The following is a 17,779-nucleotide window of genomic DNA, read 5'->3' as shown; positions in this document are numbered from 1 at the left end:
AGATAGTACACATGTCTTGAGATATTTCTATTAATATTTTTGAGTTACAATCCAAAATCCACATCCTAATTATTCCAGTTAATGTTTTTTCATAAGATAGTTAACACTATCCTAATTTTCACATATCCAATATAGCCCCCAAAACCAAGTACTACCTTACATTGTATCCACCAGTTTCATTAATATCATATTAGTATATTATCATGTTATTTTTTTTCAGCTACTTCCGGTATGAAATTATTCTCACTTAATTTATACTTGTTGCCCATAAATAACTTATGCTTTATAATCCACCAGCCCGGTATCCAAATTCTCTGTTTCATAGCTGGGGCTACACTTCCAATCATCCAGCAGTTTTTCTCACAATTTTCAACACACTTTCTAACCTGCGCTGCCTGATCAGAATTCCAAATTTCATCCCAAGTATTTTCATGAAGGTTACCCATTGACATTTTCTTAGTCATTCCATTACAAGGAATAACATCTCCAAATGGATCCGTAAAGAATGCACTACTTGCCATATCACAAGGAAGTAATCTCGGTTTATCATAGATATAATTAATAAGCCCATGATTGAAATAAGCTCTTGCCCATTTTTTTGGAGATTTTGATTTTAATAGTTGATTAATTAAATCTTCAAAAGCCTTTGAAACTTTATATTTATCATCAATCCTATTTGTCGTTTTTCTAAAATAGAATGAGTTATGTAATGTGGCCGTTGCAAATTCCATGTTCAATTTATCTGCTATCTTATAAAGTGGTACTAAATCTTTGCAGTTTATATCCTGAACAGTTGTACCAAATCCAACATCTTTGTGATTCATTTCTACTAATTTTTTTAAAGTACCATAGCCTCTGTTAAATCCATCTGGGATGCCACGAATCTTATCATTCGTTTCTTGTAATCCTTCAATACTGATACGAATACCAACTTGCGGAAATTCCTTACATAATTTAACTATTCTATCAGTAAAGTAACCATTGGTAGATATTACTATACGGTCTGTCTTCTTATATAGAAGTCTGACAATATCGTGTATGTCTTTTCTAATAAATGGTTCACCACCTGTAATATTAGTAAATGCCATTTCAGGTAATTTTTCTAGCGTTGCCAAGTCAATCTCCTCTTCTGGTTTAGTGGGATCCTTAAAACAGTCGCACATAGTACAATGTGCATTACATCTATAAGTAATAATAATTGAGCCATATAATGTTCTCTTTGCCATTTTTTACGTCCTCTTTTCTATATGAATTGTTTTATATTAATATTAATATTTCATTAAGCCATATTAAAATTTGAGTTCATTACTGATTTCTCATTTTTAAAATTTTAGCAGGTATACCTCCCACAATTGCATAATCTGGGATGTCTTTATTGACCACTGCACTGGCCGCTACAATAACTTTTTTACCAATGTGTACACCATCAAGTATAATAACATTTGCACCAATCCAACAGTCTTCACCAATATCAATACCAAGTTTTGTTGCGCCTTGCAAATAAATTGGTATTTCTAAGTCCTTAAAATTGTGATTTTCGGAAAAAATTTTAACACCAGGACCAAATATAGTATTATCGCCGATGGTGACTCTACCTCTTACTGATAAAAACGTACTTGCAGCTATACCTACATTATTTCCAATAGTAATACCTTCGCCTAACTCACGAATAACACCTGTGCATTCAATCATGCTATTTCGTCCCAAGGAAAAGTTATTACCTATAACCATTCCTTTTTTACATAAAGCATTAATAAAACAATCATCCTCTATAGTCATACCACTTCCGCAAATAATATTTTTATGGGATTTTATTCTTACTCTTTTCCCGATAAAAACAAGTCCTTTTGAATTTTTAAATAACAATTTATGATACGAGCCTCTAATTACCATTATCATTTTATTAAACAAAATCATTATTAGTACACTAGATGTGAGATTCTCATCTATCTTATATTCTCTCTTTTTAATCTTGCTAATTAACCATGAAACAAACCTATTCATGCTTTCGCCTCCATCATACGTTGATATTTGCAAATAAGTTTGTCAGCATATATATCAATACTATTGTTTTTTTGACTTAAACATTCTTTAATCATTTGTTTTTCCAAATCGTCATCAGTGTAAAGACGTTTTATAGCCTTCTTTAATTCTAATTTGTTACCGCTCTCAAAAATCAGACCAGTATGGTTATGAATAATTAATTCAGGTATACCACCAATATCGGCCCCAATAACTGGGGTTCCGTATGCTTGAGATTCTATAATGGAAAGTGGGCAATTATCATACCATTCGGACGGATATACAGTAAACACAGCCTCTTCTATTAAGTCTCGTAATTCCTTTCCTTTTTTAAATCCTACATATTCTATATTCTTGATACCATGTAGGCTATCTGATAATGGACCACTTCCAGCAAAAATAAATTTAATTTCTGGAAGTTCTTTACATACTTGTATCAAAGTTTTAATGCCTTTTTCTATACTGATTCTACCAAAGTATAAAGCATATTTTTCTCCAGCTTTATGTTGACATGTGGTCACAACTTTATCGGAAAAATTATGCATAACATCAATTTGTGATGAATTAATACCTCCTTCTATCAATTTACCTGCCATAAACTTACTTGGACAAATATATTTATCAATTTTGTTGTAAGTTTTTAAAGTATGGTATATGTAAGACTCCACCATAGCAATAAAACTTTTCATTATTGAGTTATCTAGACACTTGTTTTTCATACAGTTCATGTATCGTCCGCTAATACATTTATCGCAAACTATTTCTTTTTTTTCTATGTATAAGCGATGATTAGGGCAAACAACTTGAGGATCGTGTACTGTTTGAAATAAGGGGATTCTCTTTTTCTTGACTTCATAAATAACTGATGGCGTAAGTTGAAAGTTAATGTTATTTAAATGAACCACATCAGGCTTGAAATCATCAAGTACCTTTCTTATTTTCTTCCTTGCTTCAAAAGAATATATGGTTTTAAAAGGATATATACATTTTGAAATAGAACCACCGTGAAAATCCATGTTACTAGTATAACTACCAACATTATTACCAACAATATTTCTCTCATCCTCCATTCCAAAATACTGTACTTCATGTCCAACTGATGTTAAGTATTCACCCAACTTAAATATGTATGTCTCTGAACCTCCGTTGGGGTAGAGGAATTTATTCACCATCAAAATCTTCATATCATAACCACCTCTACTTAATAAAAATACTAAATAATTAATATTAGCCCCATTAAATTTTATTATAATCAATTTTTGTTTAGCATCTTAAAAATATATTATAATTTTTTTAAATCATTCATGAAATTTTTTTCTCTAAGTTTCATCCTATATTTTCACCTATCATAATTAATACACATAACATATGCATTTTCTACATCATTCTTCAAATGCTCGGATTTTACCTCGCACCCTCATCTCCAAACAGTACCCCCACCGTTTTGAAAATAAGTTTTATATCTATGAATGTATTTCTTTCTTCTATGTACTCAACATCCATTTCCATCCATTCATCAAATCCAATATTATTTCTTCCTCTTACCTGCCAATAACAAGTTAAACCTGGTTTTGCAATTAGCCTTTGTTTTTGGAAAGCTGTAAACTGTGCTACTTCTTTTGGCAAACTTGGTCTTGGTCCAACTATCGACATTTCGCCTTTTAATATATTAAAAAGTTGAGGTAACTCATCTATACTTGTTTTCCTTATAAATCTTCCTATTTTTGTTATTCTTGGGTCTTCTTTTATTTTAAACATAGGCCCTGACATTTCATTATCTTTACGAAGCTTGTCCAGAAGACCTTCTGCATCCATACACATAGATCTAAACTTATACATTTTGAATTGCATGCCATCTTTTCCAACTCTATTCTGGGCAAAAAAAGCAGGTCCCTTCGAATCTAACTTAACCCAAATACCAACAACAATCAGTACTGGACTCATTATTAAAATTCCACATAAAGCACCTATAATATCAATTATTCTTTTAGTTATAAAATATCCTAAATTTTTATCGTATTCACGAACAATCTCTACATGTGTTACGCTTGAATTTCTTTCCAATTGTTGCATTTAAATTTTGCCCCCCCATACCTATTTATCTAACCACTAAATTTATATATTTTTCCCCATCAATTTATGATCAAATTGTAAATTCTTATTATACTAATTTATACAAATCAATTCAATTCATTGTATAACTTTTAAAATTTTATGGCAAGTTCTATATTTACCAAATTCGCCCACTAATATACATATAGTTCATTTTTCATCAAATCTCTAATTAATCCGCCTTTTTAAACCGCTTGTAAAGCCTTATATACCAACGTTTTATTATTCTACATCTATCGACTTAATATGATTTTTATACAATTTTGCTAATAAGAATAAAACAATAACTAGTAAATTTCAATATTATTTATTGTATATAATTAAAGATTTTATCAATATCCAACTTTATACATATAATTGTATTTTTAATGTGTAATTAATCGTAAGATTATATTCATATAAAATGTATATAACTTATTACTATTTACCTACAACCTATTAAAAAAAATTATAATTATAGATTAATAGTAATTAATTTTAAAAAACCTAAAGAGAAATAGATTATTAACGATAAAGTTTAATGATGGCAGTATTTAACGACATTTCAGAAGGAAAGTCTCCCACTCCTACAAGTGGGAGTTAACTATCCTAGCAAAATAAAACATCAGTGGGAGTTTAAATCTCCTTCTGAAGTTGTTAAACTACAGCTCCGCAGGAGATGATTTAATTGCCCTAATTTTTTTATACTTACTAATGATAATAAAGGCTACAATTGAGGAGTGAATAAATATGTTAAAAAACAATGTTAAAAAGACTATAACCGCAATTATACTGTTAATTTCTATATCAAGTCTTAGTCCCCTTCTAACTACTACAAATGCTACTACCTTAAGTACTAATTCTTCTAGTATTTCGAAGTCTATTACTTCTACTAAAATAATAAATGCTAAAACTTACAAACTAAATGTAACCGGAGCATCTGATACAGCGTCTGCCTTTCAGAAAATGATAAATTCTTTTCCTAGTGGGACTTCAATTAAATTACCAAGAGGTAAATATAAGTTTTCTAACACTATCAGATTAAAAAATGGCATGAAATTAATTGCATCTAATGATGTAGTAATTATTGGCACAGGAAAAAATACTTTATTTTCTACTGGTAATTCTAACAGCTTTCAAGGTATAGAATTTCAGAATTGCGCTACAGCTTTAAGTGTTTTTCAGAAAAAAGGGCTTAATGTAATGAGCTGTAGATTCACTAATAATATTCATTATGCGGCAATCAATTTTTACGGAGCTAGCTCCTCATCGGTCACTAATTCATACTTTTATGATATACATAAATACGGAATTTTAATTGATAACAACAGTTCTAACGTAATTATAAGTAAAAACAATTTTAACAACGCTAAAGTTTTTGCTGGTTATAGGTACGCTCAGATTAGCGGCCATGTTTATTGCTTAAGTGGTACAAAAATCTATGTTACAAACAATATTATAAAAAATAGTGGTGGGCAAGGAATAATCTTCTCCTACAACTCAGCGACTAAAAAAGGTACAACACATTCAGTTGCAAGCAATAATCAATGTATAAGCAATGGTCAAGAAGGCATTACAACTTATGGTGGAAATAAGAAACTTAGTAGCTTTAATACTATTACTAATAATACATGTGGTAAATAAACAACCTGAAAAAATTACGAGGAGTGATTAAAATGTTAAAAAAAAATATTTATATTAAGGTAACGACAATCATAATGCTAGTTTCTTTATCAAGTGTCAGTCCATTTGCAACTACTACGAAGGCTGTGGGTTTAGCACCTAGTTCTTCAGTTACTTCTGTTGATACCACCAGTCCTACTTTAATAGATGCTGGAACTTACAACTTAGATACAACTGGAGCAACGGACACTTCAGTTCAGTTTCAATCAATGATAAATTCTTTTCCTAGTGGCAGTTCTATACAATTGCCAAAAGGAACGTATAAATTGTCGAACATTGTTAAATTAAAGGATAATATGACCATAGATGCATCTAATGATGTTATAATTAAAGGGATAGGTAATAACACCTTGTTTTCTGCAGGTAATTTCAACAGCTTCCAGGGTATAGAGTTCCAAAACTGTGCTACAGCCTTAAGTGTCTTTCAAAAAACTGGAGTTAATGTAGTAAACTGCAGATTCACAAATAACATTGATTATGCAGCTATCAATTTTTATGGTGGAGTCAATTGCTCAGTTACAAATTCATATTTCTCAGGTATTCATAAATATGGAGTTTTAATTGATGACGATAGTTCTGATATTACAATTGACAACAATAGTTTTGATAACGCTACAGTTTTTGGTGGCTATAGTAGTGAACAAGTAGGTGGACATGTTTATTGTTTAAATGGAACTAGAATTACAGTATCAAACAATATTATAAAAAACAGTGGTGGGCAAGGTATAATCTTCGGTTATAATTCAACAACAGGAAAAGGTACAACGAGTTCTATCGCAAGCAATAATCAATGCGTAGGAAATGGTCAAGAAGGTGTCACTATTTATGGTGGAAGCAAAAAGGTTACGTGTGGTAATTCTGTTATTGGCAATACATCTATAAATAACAGGTTTAATCAGATAGAAGTATGGCAATCAGATAATAACACTGTACGATCCAATACTGTAGAAGAATCAATATTTGGTCGTGGAAGTTTAGGAGCTATTTGCCTCTTTGCTACAACTGGAACAACCTGCACGAGTAACAATGTATTGTCATCTCAAACAAATGGTATTGCAATAATTGCCGGAACAACGCACACCACCGTATCAGATAATTTTATAGCTGATACAAATAGAAGTGATGATATTAATAAAGCTGAGAAAGGTAATGGAATATTACTAGACTGGAATGGAGTAGCTGATCCTGCATACATAACAATAGAGAATAATAAAATAAGCTCCAGTAATGGTATTATAGCTAAAAGTGCTGTGTACTCAACTTCTAACGTCAATCACCATAACACAATAGATAGTAACCTAGTAACAGGCTATAAATATGGAGTGCACTGGTACGCTCTTGCCACTTGTGGGATATAAACTAACCGTAGATTTACCTCGCCCCTGAGATCAATCATCACCTGCGGTGCCGCAATAAACGACTTTAGAAGGAGATTTAGATCCCGCTTAAGATTTATTTTAACTATAGTAATTCACCGCAACATATAGTAGTGGTAGACCTTCCTTCTGAATTGTCGATAAGAGGAGTGATTTTATATTTTAAAAAATAATATAAAAAAAGGTATAACCGCGATGGTTATATTAATTTCTTTATCAAGTGTAGGTCCCTTTGTGGTTACAACATTTGCTGCTGACATCGCGGCAAATGTTTCCCAAACATCTAAGTCTACTAATAATCCTATAACAATAGATGCTGGTAATTACAACTTAGATTTAACAGGTAAATCGGATACTTCAGTCAGATTTCAAAAGATGGTAGACTCTTTGCCAAGTGGCAGTACTATAAATCTACCAAAAGGTACATATAAATTTACAAGCGCTGTTAAGTTAAAAAACGGGATGAAATTAATTGCCTCAAATAATAATGTAAAAATTAAAGGCATAGGTACTAATACATTATTTTGGACTGGTAATGATAACACTTTCCAAGATATAGAATTTCAAAATTGCTCTACAGCAATAAGTGTTCTATACAAAAAAGGACTTAGTGTAATAAGCTGTGGCTTCATAAATAACATTAAATATTCAGGAATTAATATTTATGGAAGCAGCGATTGCTCTGTTAAATATTCATATTTCTACAATATACATAAATACGGAGTTTTAATAGATAAGGATAGTTCGAGTATTACAGTCGATAACAATAGTTTTGATAATCCTAAAGTTTTTGGTGGGTATGCTAAGGAACAAATAGGTGGTCATGTCTATTGCATGAATGGTACAAAAGTTAATGTAACAAACAATGTTATAAAAAATAGTGGTGGCCAAGGTATAATTTTTGGTTACAATTCAACAACTGATAAAGGTACAACTAATTCAGTGGCAAAAAATAATAAGTGCACCGGCAATGGTCAAGAAGGTATCACTGTTTATGGTGGTAGCAAGAAAATCACCAGTGGAAATTCAGTTATAGGAAACACTTGCAAAAATAATAGATTTAATCAAATAGAAGTATGGCAAGCTAATAATAACGTTGTTCGTGGCAATACAGTTGAAGAATCAGCATCTAACAGTGGGAACCTGGGAGCTATATGTCTGTTTTCTGTAGTTAAAACAACCTGCTCTGAAAACAAAGTATTGTCCTCACAAAATAACGGTATTGATATAACAGCTGGAAGTTATAACTGCACTGTAACAGGTAATAACATAGCTAATACAAATGGGAGAAATAATACTGAGGTAGCAGAGAAAGGTAATGCAATATTACTTGATTCAGACGGAATATCTCAACCTCAATTTATAACAATAAATAATAATAAAATAAGTTCAAGTAAAGGAATTATTGATAAAAGTGGTATCTATTCAACCTCTAATTCCGATAACCATAACGAAATAGATACAAATACAATAACAGGTTACAAAGTTGGGTTCCACTCCTATGCCAAGATGACATGTGGTGTGAATTAAGCCAATTTTTTATTAAAAATTTTCATTGAAATAGTTACCAAGTATTAGTATTGAACCAATGGTTATACTATAGTACAATCAGGCTACAGCCTGTTGATGTTATATCAAAATTACTAATACGAAAATAAAGGGTGAATATATGAAACTTATAAAAAACAAAACAGTTATAATTGTGATAATAATATTAGTTGCACTAGCTGCATCGATATTTGTAATTATTACTAAACCAAAGAAGACAAACAAACCAGTACCTAATGTTAGCAACCAGAGTATTAAGAAATATTCAATTGACATAACTGGAAAAACTGATGTCACTACTGCCTTTCAGAAAATGGTAGATTCTTATCCTAAGGGTAGTACAATAACATTACCAAAGGGTAACTATAACCTACAGAATACTATTAAATTAAAAGATGGGATAAAATTAGTTGCTGAAAATAATGCCATAATCAAAGGCATTGGCAAAAATACATTATTCTCTGTAGGTAATGATAACAGTTTTAGAGGAATAGACTTTCAAAATTGTAATACAGCAATAAGCGTTGCTGGGAAAAAAGGACTTAAAGTAGCAAATTGCAAATTTACAAATAAGATTAACTTTGCAGCAATTAACTTCTCTCAATCAAGTGACTGCACGGTTATTAATTCTTCTTTCTACGACATACTTAAATATGGAGTATTGATAGATAAGGATAGTAAAAACATTACAATTGATAAAAATAAATTTGATAATCCTAAAGTTTTTGGTGGTTATTCAAAGGAACAAATAAGTGGTCATGTTTATTGTTTAAACGGAACAAACATCAAAGTAACAAATAATATTTTAAAAAACAGTGGTGGGCAAGGTGTAATATTTGCCTATAATTCAGGAACTGGAAAAGGTACCACAAATTCAGTGGCAAGCAATAATCAATGCGAGGGCAATGGTCAGGAAGGTGCTACAATCTATGGTGGTAACCAGAAAGTTACCAGTGGGAACTCTCTTATAGGAAACACTTGCAAGAATAACAGATTCAATCAAATCGAAATATGGCAATCAAATAACAATATTGTCAAAAATAATATTGTAGAAGAATCAAAAGCTGGCGTTGGAAACCTCGGCGCAATAACTTTGTTTGATACATTTCAAACAACCTGCATAGGTAACAAAGTATTGTCTGCTCAAAACAATGGTATTAATATAACCTCCGGAAGTTATAAATGCACTGTATTAAGTAATAATATAAAGAATACAAATGGCAAAAAAGCTAATGATGCAGTAGAAAAGGGTAATGGAATATTACTTGATTCAAATGGTAAAAAACAGCCTCAATATATTAAAATAAAAGATAATATTATAAGTTCAAGCATTGGAACCATAGCTAAAAGTGGTATTTATTCAACATCAAATACAGATCAACACAACAAAATAGATGGTAATAAAATAACCGGTTATAAAACCGGACTTCATGAGTATGCTAAAATGACCATTGGAAAATAATAAATCTTAACAATTCCAACCAAGAAGGTTTCAAGCCGGTAGGCTTTCAGGTAAAGTACAAATGCCTTGGATTTAATATTTATAGCAAAAGAAAAGAGATAATTTTTTAAATTATCTCTTTTCTTATGTCTAAATCCATTTTATCTTCTAACTCAATCTGGTCGGGTGTCCACCTGCTTAGTATTAATCCATATATAATCCAATTCACCGGGTTTGTGAAATAGCCCCCATAAATCTGGTATAGGAAACTAAATAAAAGTAAGTTTGCCAGGAGCATATTTCTCTTTATCCCTACATTAACAGTTAACAATGTAAGTAATAAAACAATGTATACTATCCCAAATACTCCACCCTCAGCTATAAAATATGGATATGATGCTGCAACTACTGCAGTCATACCTGTTGACGCAAAGACCTTCCTTGTGTTGTCTGTATTTAGATTTCCAAGACCTACTCCAATACCATTAGTTTTAGTTATTGCAGTAGAGGTGAACTTTTGAGTAACACCTACTCTGTAACTATTGGAATTATCTTTCCCATTTAACGTATCAACTGTTCTCATATAGATTGATGATTTGGTTACAACAAATAACACTGTCACAATCGTAAAAATAAATATTAATGCATATCCAACTAAGATATTTTTATAATTCATCTTTGCAAGTATTATTACAAATGACACAAATGTTATAGTCCCAATAAGCATTATTGTAGATCCGTAAGCTCCTGATAATGCTAGTAATGCTAAGCAATCTATAATATAGATTATGTATTTACTTCGTATCTTCCTAGCTTTTTCCTTAATAATTAGATACATTAATATAATAATTATAAAAGATAAATGGAATCCTAGTTCACTAGGTTCTACATAAAATAGATTTAATCTTACAAGGCTGTATTTATTTACAGTGTCATGAAGCCTCCATAAATAATCATTCGACTTAAAAAGGATTGCTATTGGTGTAAGTATTAAATAAATTCTACATACATAATCAATGAACTTTTTAATTTTAAAATCTTTAATTTTTTGAGATGCCAAAATCATTAAAGAAACGCATATAGTTACTTTAGAAATATTAACCATAAGCTTTTGTACATCCACATTTTCTATAATCATAGCTTGGAAAATACCATAACACACAATAGGTAAAGCACATATTAGTAACAGTGAAATATCTCTTTTTCTTTTAAATATAACAAAAATAATCCCAACTATGCCTAAAGCATAAAAAAGATCTAAATTGCCAGTTAAAGTTTTACTGACAAACGGTAAATTTGCAAACATCTGATGAAAGCAATACAATAAGGCCATTAATATTTCCATTTAGCTATTTCTCCATTTCTTTAATATTTCGATTATCCACCTATAAGTGAATAGCCTTCCTCAATTTAGTATACAATCTCTTTATATCCTTAGTATGTTTCTCCATTGTATAAACACCTAACAAATCAAGTATATTGTGATTAATATATGATAATTTTTGTCTGTATTTTACTAATGTTCTTAACTTACCGTATAATTCATCCTCTGATGCTTTGATAACAATACCCGTAACTTCAGGAACTATCATATCTTTAAATCCTACAAGGTTTGTTATAATTACAGGTACACCATAGGAAAATGCTTCTAGTGCTATATACCCAAATGTCTCATACCAAATACTTGGTACTATCAATAAATCTGTATTTTTGAATATATCCTCTAACTGCGAATAATCATAAGTACCCTTTATGTTTACTTTCCCTAAAAATTCTTCAGTGTTTATATTTACATTTTTACCATAGATGTTTAATTTCCATCCATTGATATTATTTATCAATAATTTTTCAAGTACATCCAGTAAAAAATATAACCCTTTATACTTTTCTATAGATCCGATATATGTTATTTTTAATGGTTCATTACTATTACTCTTCTTTTGTATTCTATTATCCTTTATATTTGAATGAGTAATATTAAGAACTCTACTATTTTCATTATCTATATATTTCTCATATGTAAGTTTTGCTACACTGCTATTATAATGGATAAAATCAATATTATTTAATATATCTACGTAATATTTTCTTAAATTAACATACGCACTCGCAGAAGGTGCACTTTCATTTTTTTTATCTTCTATCACTTTAGCATTAGATAGAGCATGGTTTTTATTCCTAACTAGTTTATGTTTATATGACCTTAATTTTTTTATAATAGAACTGTTCTTTAAATATCGATACAGCTTTGATTGCATTAAAAATACTAAAGAATTACTGTAGCCATTTTCATTACATGCTATACAATTTTTCCCATTATCATAATTCTTACATATTGACCCTTGCAAATTAATAAGATTAACTTTTGGACATATTCCAAAATAATCATGAGATGTGAATAAAGTTTTTATATTTAACTTCTTCGCAGCTTCAATAAGTTCTTTATTAAGGCCCATTAACGTGTGAATATGTATAACTTCTACCCCTAATTGTGTTAGAAAATCGATATAAATATTCACATCTACGTTTTTCAAAAAATCTTCAGGATTTGGTATTCCACTTAATAATGGAATAGAGATAGGATTTAATATCTCATATACCGAAATACCTTTATATGGCTTATTCTTAATAAGGCGTAATTTTGCATTAAGTAAAAAACTTCCAGGGTAAAGTAATGATACCTCGTCACCATTTTTAATTTGATTTTTCATAAGATCTACGGAATATTTAGTTAATCCTCCGCTGCGGAATGGAGGCAACCCTAGAGAATAATGTAAAATTTTAATAATTCAACCCCTCCTTGTCTTGCAAAAATATTTCTTCATAATCAGTAACAATCTTGTCCCAAGAATAAAATTTCTTAATAATATTTGTAGCTGTTAGTGATAATGTTTGAATTTCTTTTTCTTCAAGTTTTTCGGCTTTATTTATTATAGATTTTAGATTGCCCTCTACATTATTAAAATACAAAGCTCCTGTTTTTCCTACTTCCTTATTAAAATTAACATCCAAAAGTAGATTAACATCTGTACTTGATAAAGCTTCAAGTAGTGAAGGATTTGTTCCTCCTACTGAATGTCCATGGATATATGCGTAAGCCTCTTCTCTTATTTTCTTTAGAAGTTCATCATCATATACAGTTCCAACAAACTTTATCCTTTTATCATTAGTAAAGTTTGTAGCAGCAAGTAGCCTATCATAGAATTTATTTTTTTCAACATTTGTAATTATAACTAGATCTTTATCCACATCAGTTTTCATAAACTCTCTTATCATAGTCTCATAACTATTCTCAGGTACAAACCTTCCAACTATCAAATAGTATCTTTTTCTTTGTATTGTAAACTTATTAAGCCAATCTTGTATTACTGCATCATTTTCTTTTAGCTTTGATTTCGCAAGTTCAGCTCCATAAGCTACATATGTAGTCTTAGGATTATAATTCGTATACTCAGTTTTTATATACTCTTCTATGCCCTTAGAGTCACATATTTGTAAATCTGCATGTTTAACCATCAGTTTCTCTGAATATTTCCAATAAGCTCTTATCGGTTTAATCCATTTGCTTCTTTTCCATTCATGTCCATCAGGATTAACATAAAGACTTATTCCTAATTTTTTTAGTTTTTTTGTGTAAAAAGATAAAAATGGTCCAATACGACAAGCAAGAATAAGAATAACTGGATTATTTAAATTGTGACTTTCAATAAACTTTATAGATTTATTTAAAGCTTGCAAGTCATACATAACAGCTTTTGCACTCCCTATATCTTTTACATTTACATTAAAGCATCTAGCTTTGTTATAATAAAATTGTTTATCATTTGTAGCCAAACAAGCTACATGGTACATTATGTCTTGACTTTTTTTATAAAGAGTTAACTTATCTACAAAAGTTTCAAAGCCACCATACTTTGCTGGTATTCCTTTGGAACCTATAATGAATACGTTTGTCATTTGTTTGCCCCCCTACTTTTCTTTTATATTATTTATTATTTATGTTTTATATTATTATTTAGTTTCGTTTATAAATACGCCTATAATATTTGCATTGATTTTTCTCAAAATATCTTTAGCTTTCATCGCAGTTTTTCTTTCTGTTTGACCGTACTTAACCACAAGTACACACCCATCTGAATTTTTAGATACTGTCTTAGCATCAGCGCCATCAGTTAATGGCGATGTATCTAAAATTATGTAATCAAAATCTTCTTTTAACATTTCAATAAATTCTTTAAACTTTTCCGAGGCAAGAAGCTCCGCATAGTTTAACGACTTGATACCTGAGGTTACTATAGATAAATTCTTTTGCTTAGAAGTTTTAACTACTGTTTCAAATTTAATATCACCTGCAAGAAAATCAACAAGCCCCTTACCATTTAATAAATTAAACATGTTATGGATATTAGGATTCTTTTGGTCACAATCCACAAGAACAGTTTTCTTCCCACTTTCAGCAAGTGATAAAGAAAGATATGCTGCCGTTGTCGACCTGCCTTCATTTTTTTCTGCACTAGATATCATAATAACTTTACTTTTTATATCTGAACATAAAAACTGTATATTTGCCTTTAATTCATAAAATGCTTTAGCGTTAATATTATCTAAATTAAGATACTCTGCATTTTTTGTTTTTTTCATTAAATATCTCTCCTTTTTCTTCTAGATAACTTTCCAATAACATCAAGCTCTAAATATTTTTCTACATCATCTTTAGTTCTGATTTTTTCATCAAAATATCCCTTAAATGTTACAATAAATATTGAGAGGAAAAGTCCAAGTAAAAATGCTAATACAACATAACTAGATTTAAATTTACTATTTCCACTACCAGCAACAAATGAATTTTCCATGATTTTTAAAGGCTCTGTAGGATATATTCTCGTTACTTCTTTTGAAAATGAGCTATAAACTGCATTAGCTGTTTTCATAGAATCTTTTTGAGATTTTCCATTAGATACAATTGTTAAGAGCGGAGCATCAGCTGATGCTGTAACCTCATAGCTACTTTGCATCTCTTCAACAGGAACATCTCCATTTAATGCGGCACTTGCTTTTTCAGCAATTTTGGAAGAGTTTGCGATTGCCTCAAATGTACCAGTTAATGACTTCGCATCAACTATATCTGCTTTGTTACCTATAATAACGCTCATTTTTGTTTGGTAAGTTGCTTTCGAGTTTTTCATTGAATAAAAACCTATTGAAGCTGCTATTAATGTCAGAAGCAGCGTTATAAATAATATAGTCCATTTCCCTCTTTTTATAACATTTATAAACTCTTTATAGTCTACAGTAGTATCACTTTTCATTTAAATACCTCCATGGTAATTTTCTAATTCTAATATTATTTTATTTTTTTCACATTCTAAAATCTTTTATATTATTTTGTATCAATTTCATTTTTACTAAAAACAATATTAATGCAATATTTTTCGATTTCATAAACTTAATAATTAACTTAGGGTATTTCCCAATCACATTAGAATCTTTCAAATTCTTTTGAACCTCTTTTTCATTTATTAAGTTTAATACTTTATTCGATTTTTCTTTATAACTCATTTTATTTTTAGAACAAACTACGCTATAAAAATATTCCATTATACGATAAGTAAAATGAGTTGATTGGTATTCTATAGCAAACTTATCATATTTATCCCACTTTTTAAGTTTGTCTACAATTGCTTTATTTTCATCTTTTACAACATTCAAATAATTATCTGAATACTTTTGCCATACTGGATTAGAATTCTCAATTCTGTAATTATAAAAAGACTTGCCAATTACCATGCATTTGTCTATGTGTTCATAATAATTAGCATTAAATATTAAATCTTCTCCACGTTTATAATTTTGGAATTTTAATTTGTATTTTTTTATGATTTCTGCTTTATAAATCTTGTTCCACAATACATCTCCAATTTCTGCTTGTCTTAAAAGAATGTAATTGTCCAAGATTTCATTGTTAGTTGTGTAGATATTTTCTTCAGGTATTACTACTGTTTTTCTTATAGTCTCACCATCTTTATCTACAAAAACATTTGTCTGCCCGGATATAACTAAATCAACTTTGTTTTTATCCATACACTCATACATTGCTTTAAGTAAGTTATCTTGATACCAATCATCACAGTCGAAAAATATAATATATTTCCCCAAAGCAACATCTATTCCTATATTCCTTGCGGCCCATGTTCCTCCATTTTTTTTAGTAATTAATTTTATTCTTTTATCCTTTTTTTCATATTCATTACACATTTTTTTGGTATTATCAGTAGATCCATCATCCACTATTATTAATTCAAAGTCCTTAAATGTTTGGTTTATTACCATCTCTATACACTGGTTTATATATTTTGCTCCATTATAAACTGGAACTATAATACTTATCTGAGGCAATTTTTTTACCAAAGCTATCATCACACTCCTTTAAAGTTAAACCTTGAACATACGTTTATTAACTAAATGAGTTTAGAAAAGTAAACTACGGGTTTATCAACTAACCGAGTTTAGGAAAGTTAACTACGGGTTTATCTTCCTGAACGGTTTTAGACTTCTAAACGGGTTTGCTTTTCTAAACTTGTATAAAATAGAAAATACAAGAGCATAAGTCCTTGTTTTTATAAATAGCGCATTAACTTTATCTTTGAGTGTTAACTTACTATTACCTATTATTTCAGAAATTTTTAAAGAATTTATCTCACTATCAACTATCTTCTTAAAATCTATATATTTGCTTTTATCCTTTGTTTCAAAATATTGTATCCAATATTTATTATGTATTACCCACAAAGTTTTAATAAGATACACCCTGTAGTAATCAATTAATTTTTTAGTAAGGATTGGATCCTTCATTATATAATCTCTCATGATATAACAACCAGACATCAAATCCTTCATTGCCTTTATTGAAAATGTTGTTGTAAGTGAACTTTCTCTTTGCCTGTAATAATACAATGGCTCTTTCATCGAATAAATTTTTTTAGAATTTGCAAGTAATAAAAATGATACTGGAGTATCTTCACATACAACAAAGTTAGGAAATGAAATTTTATTTTTAGTAAAGAGTTCCCTTTTCTGAAGCTTATTCCATAAATAGCCCTTAATATCATTTAATAAAAACATCTTAAGAGCTTCAATTTTATATACATATCCCTCTTTATTCGTTTCTTCCGCTACTTGCGTATCCGCTCCTTGCGCACCATTCTCTTTTTTAGCATCATTTTGCTTATCAGTGTTTTGAATACTGGGCATTTCCTTATACAATATGTAATTGCAAATAACTATGTCTGATTTTTCTCTAATAGCTGCTTTGTACATTTTTTCAAACATATCAAGTTTTATGAAATCATCCGAATCAACAAATGCTATGTATTCACCTTTCGCTGCTTCAAGTCCAACATTTCGAGTTTCACTAATACCTCTGTTTTCTTGATTTATAATAATAATCTCAGGAAATTTCTTTTTATATTCTTTAAGTATTTCATAACACTTATCTGTTGATCCATCGTTTATTACAATAATCTCTTTATTATTTATAGTTTGCTTAATAACACTGTCTAAGCATTCTCTCAAATATTCCTGTACATTATAAACAGGTATTATAATACTGACATCCACT

At 29.9% G+C, this 17,779-nt stretch carries 15 protein-coding genes; 4 read left to right on the top strand and 11 right to left on the bottom strand.

The window, feature by feature from the left end:
• Positions 1-206: 206 nt before the first annotated feature.
• From KPL38_RS01515 to KPL38_RS01500, 4 genes are all read right to left on the bottom strand, one after another.
• The gene (locus KPL38_RS01515) at positions 207-1,226 is read right to left on the bottom strand and encodes a radical SAM protein (protein WP_216285959.1); all 1,020 of its coding nucleotides are present in this window, start codon (positions 1,224-1,226) and stop codon (positions 207-209) included.
• 79 nt (positions 1,227-1,305) lie between these two features.
• Positions 1,306-2,004, bottom strand: coding sequence for an acyltransferase (locus tag KPL38_RS01510; RefSeq protein WP_216285957.1), 699 nt, complete (start codon positions 2,002-2,004; stop codon positions 1,306-1,308).
• Positions 2,001-3,206 (bottom strand): glycosyltransferase, encoded by a 1,206-nt coding sequence (locus KPL38_RS01505; RefSeq protein WP_216285949.1) that lies wholly within the window; start codon positions 3,204-3,206, stop codon positions 2,001-2,003. Before KPL38_RS01505 ends, KPL38_RS01510 begins: the two co-directional genes overlap by 4 nt.
• A gap of 220 nt (positions 3,207-3,426) precedes the next feature.
• Complete coding sequence (locus KPL38_RS01500) at positions 3,427-4,095, bottom strand: sugar transferase (RefSeq protein ID WP_216285948.1); 669 nt, start codon at positions 4,093-4,095, stop codon at positions 3,427-3,429.
• 768 nt (positions 4,096-4,863) lie between these two features.
• On the opposite strand from KPL38_RS01500, the gene KPL38_RS01495 reads away from it, so the two are divergent.
• The 4 genes from KPL38_RS01495 (at position 4,864) to KPL38_RS01480 (ending at position 10,182) form a co-directional block, all read left to right on the top strand.
• Positions 4,864-5,757: a right-handed parallel beta-helix repeat-containing protein gene (locus KPL38_RS01495; protein WP_216285946.1), complete on the top strand. Its 894-nt coding sequence runs from the start codon at positions 4,864-4,866 to the stop codon at positions 5,755-5,757.
• 32 nt (positions 5,758-5,789) lie between these two features.
• The gene (locus tag KPL38_RS01490; RefSeq protein ID WP_216285944.1) at positions 5,790-7,154 is read left to right on the top strand and encodes a right-handed parallel beta-helix repeat-containing protein; all 1,365 of its coding nucleotides are present in this window, start codon (positions 5,790-5,792) and stop codon (positions 7,152-7,154) included.
• Between the two features lie 213 nt (positions 7,155-7,367).
• A complete protein-coding gene (locus KPL38_RS01485; RefSeq protein WP_216285943.1) occupies positions 7,368-8,702 on the top strand; it encodes a right-handed parallel beta-helix repeat-containing protein in 1,335 nt (444 codons plus the stop codon).
• 139 nt (positions 8,703-8,841) lie between these two features.
• On the top strand, positions 8,842-10,182 hold the full coding sequence (locus KPL38_RS01480) for a right-handed parallel beta-helix repeat-containing protein (RefSeq protein ID WP_216285941.1): 1,341 nt from the start codon (positions 8,842-8,844) through the stop codon (positions 10,180-10,182).
• 106 nt (positions 10,183-10,288) lie between these two features.
• On the opposite strand, the gene KPL38_RS01475 is transcribed toward KPL38_RS01480, so the two are convergent.
• The 7 genes from KPL38_RS01475 to KPL38_RS01445 all read right to left on the bottom strand — a co-directional run bounded on the left by KPL38_RS01475 (position 10,289) and on the right by KPL38_RS01445 (position 17,778).
• Positions 10,289-11,506 (bottom strand): hypothetical protein, encoded by a 1,218-nt coding sequence (locus KPL38_RS01475; protein WP_216285938.1) that lies wholly within the window; start codon positions 11,504-11,506, stop codon positions 10,289-10,291.
• A gap of 40 nt (positions 11,507-11,546) precedes the next feature.
• On the bottom strand, positions 11,547-12,872 hold the full coding sequence (locus KPL38_RS01470; protein ID WP_216285936.1) for a glycosyltransferase: 1,326 nt from the start codon (positions 12,870-12,872) through the stop codon (positions 11,547-11,549).
• Between the two features lie 70 nt (positions 12,873-12,942).
• On the bottom strand, positions 12,943-14,118 hold the full coding sequence (cps2T, locus tag KPL38_RS01465; RefSeq protein WP_216285934.1) for a beta 1-4 rhamnosyltransferase Cps2T: 1,176 nt from the start codon (positions 14,116-14,118) through the stop codon (positions 12,943-12,945).
• 54 nt (positions 14,119-14,172) lie between these two features.
• Positions 14,173-14,802, bottom strand: coding sequence for a CpsD/CapB family tyrosine-protein kinase (locus KPL38_RS01460; RefSeq protein WP_216285933.1), 630 nt, complete (start codon positions 14,800-14,802; stop codon positions 14,173-14,175).
• A complete protein-coding gene (locus tag KPL38_RS01455; RefSeq protein ID WP_216285931.1) occupies positions 14,802-15,470 on the bottom strand; it encodes a YveK family protein in 669 nt (222 codons plus the stop codon). The genes KPL38_RS01460 and KPL38_RS01455 overlap by 1 nt, the downstream gene beginning before the upstream one ends.
• A 49-nt stretch (positions 15,471-15,519) precedes the next feature.
• Positions 15,520-16,569 (bottom strand): glycosyltransferase family 2 protein, encoded by a 1,050-nt coding sequence (locus tag KPL38_RS01450; RefSeq protein WP_216285929.1) that lies wholly within the window; start codon positions 16,567-16,569, stop codon positions 15,520-15,522.
• A gap of 111 nt (positions 16,570-16,680) precedes the next feature.
• Positions 16,681-17,778 (bottom strand): glycosyltransferase family 2 protein, encoded by a 1,098-nt coding sequence (locus KPL38_RS01445; protein WP_312884131.1) that lies wholly within the window; start codon positions 17,776-17,778, stop codon positions 16,681-16,683.
• Between the last annotated feature and the right edge of the window lies 1 nt (position 17,779).

Source organism: Clostridium psychrophilum (assembly GCF_018861705.1).
Taxonomy (GTDB): Bacteria; Bacillota; Clostridia; order Clostridiales; family Clostridiaceae; genus Clostridium_AD; species Clostridium_AD psychrophilum.
This window is presented reverse-complemented; position numbering and strand designations above follow the sequence as displayed.

Bases quoted from the DNA above. Each gene is read 5' to 3' on its own strand.
- KPL38_RS01485 (WP_216285943.1), top strand. From the start codon at position 7,368: ATGGTTATATTAATTTCTTTATCAAGTGTAGGTCCCTTTGTGGTTACA.
- KPL38_RS01495 (WP_216285946.1), top strand. From the start codon at position 4,864: ATGTTAAAAAACAATGTTAAAAAGACTATAACCGCAATTATACTGTTA.
- KPL38_RS01490 (WP_216285944.1), top strand. From the start codon at position 5,790: ATGTTAAAAAAAAATATTTATATTAAGGTAACGACAATCATAATGCTA.
- KPL38_RS01455 (WP_216285931.1), bottom strand. From the start codon at position 15,470: ATGAAAAGTGATACTACTGTAGACTATAAAGAGTTTATAAATGTTATA.
- KPL38_RS01480 (WP_216285941.1), top strand. From the start codon at position 8,842: ATGAAACTTATAAAAAACAAAACAGTTATAATTGTGATAATAATATTA.
- cps2T (WP_216285934.1), bottom strand. From the start codon at position 14,118: ATGACAAACGTATTCATTATAGGTTCCAAAGGAATACCAGCAAAGTAT.
- KPL38_RS01475 (WP_216285938.1), bottom strand. From the start codon at position 11,506: ATGGAAATATTAATGGCCTTATTGTATTGCTTTCATCAGATGTTTGCA.
- KPL38_RS01500 (WP_216285948.1), bottom strand. From the start codon at position 4,095: ATGCAACAATTGGAAAGAAATTCAAGCGTAACACATGTAGAGATTGTT.
- KPL38_RS01505 (WP_216285949.1), bottom strand. From the start codon at position 3,206: ATGAAGATTTTGATGGTGAATAAATTCCTCTACCCCAACGGAGGTTCA.
- KPL38_RS01470 (WP_216285936.1), bottom strand. From the start codon at position 12,872: ATGAAAAATCAAATTAAAAATGGTGACGAGGTATCATTACTTTACCCT.
- KPL38_RS01460 (WP_216285933.1), bottom strand. From the start codon at position 14,802: ATGAAAAAAACAAAAAATGCAGAGTATCTTAATTTAGATAATATTAAC.
- KPL38_RS01510 (WP_216285957.1), bottom strand. From the start codon at position 2,004: ATGAATAGGTTTGTTTCATGGTTAATTAGCAAGATTAAAAAGAGAGAA.
- KPL38_RS01515 (WP_216285959.1), bottom strand. From the start codon at position 1,226: ATGGCAAAGAGAACATTATATGGCTCAATTATTATTACTTATAGATGT.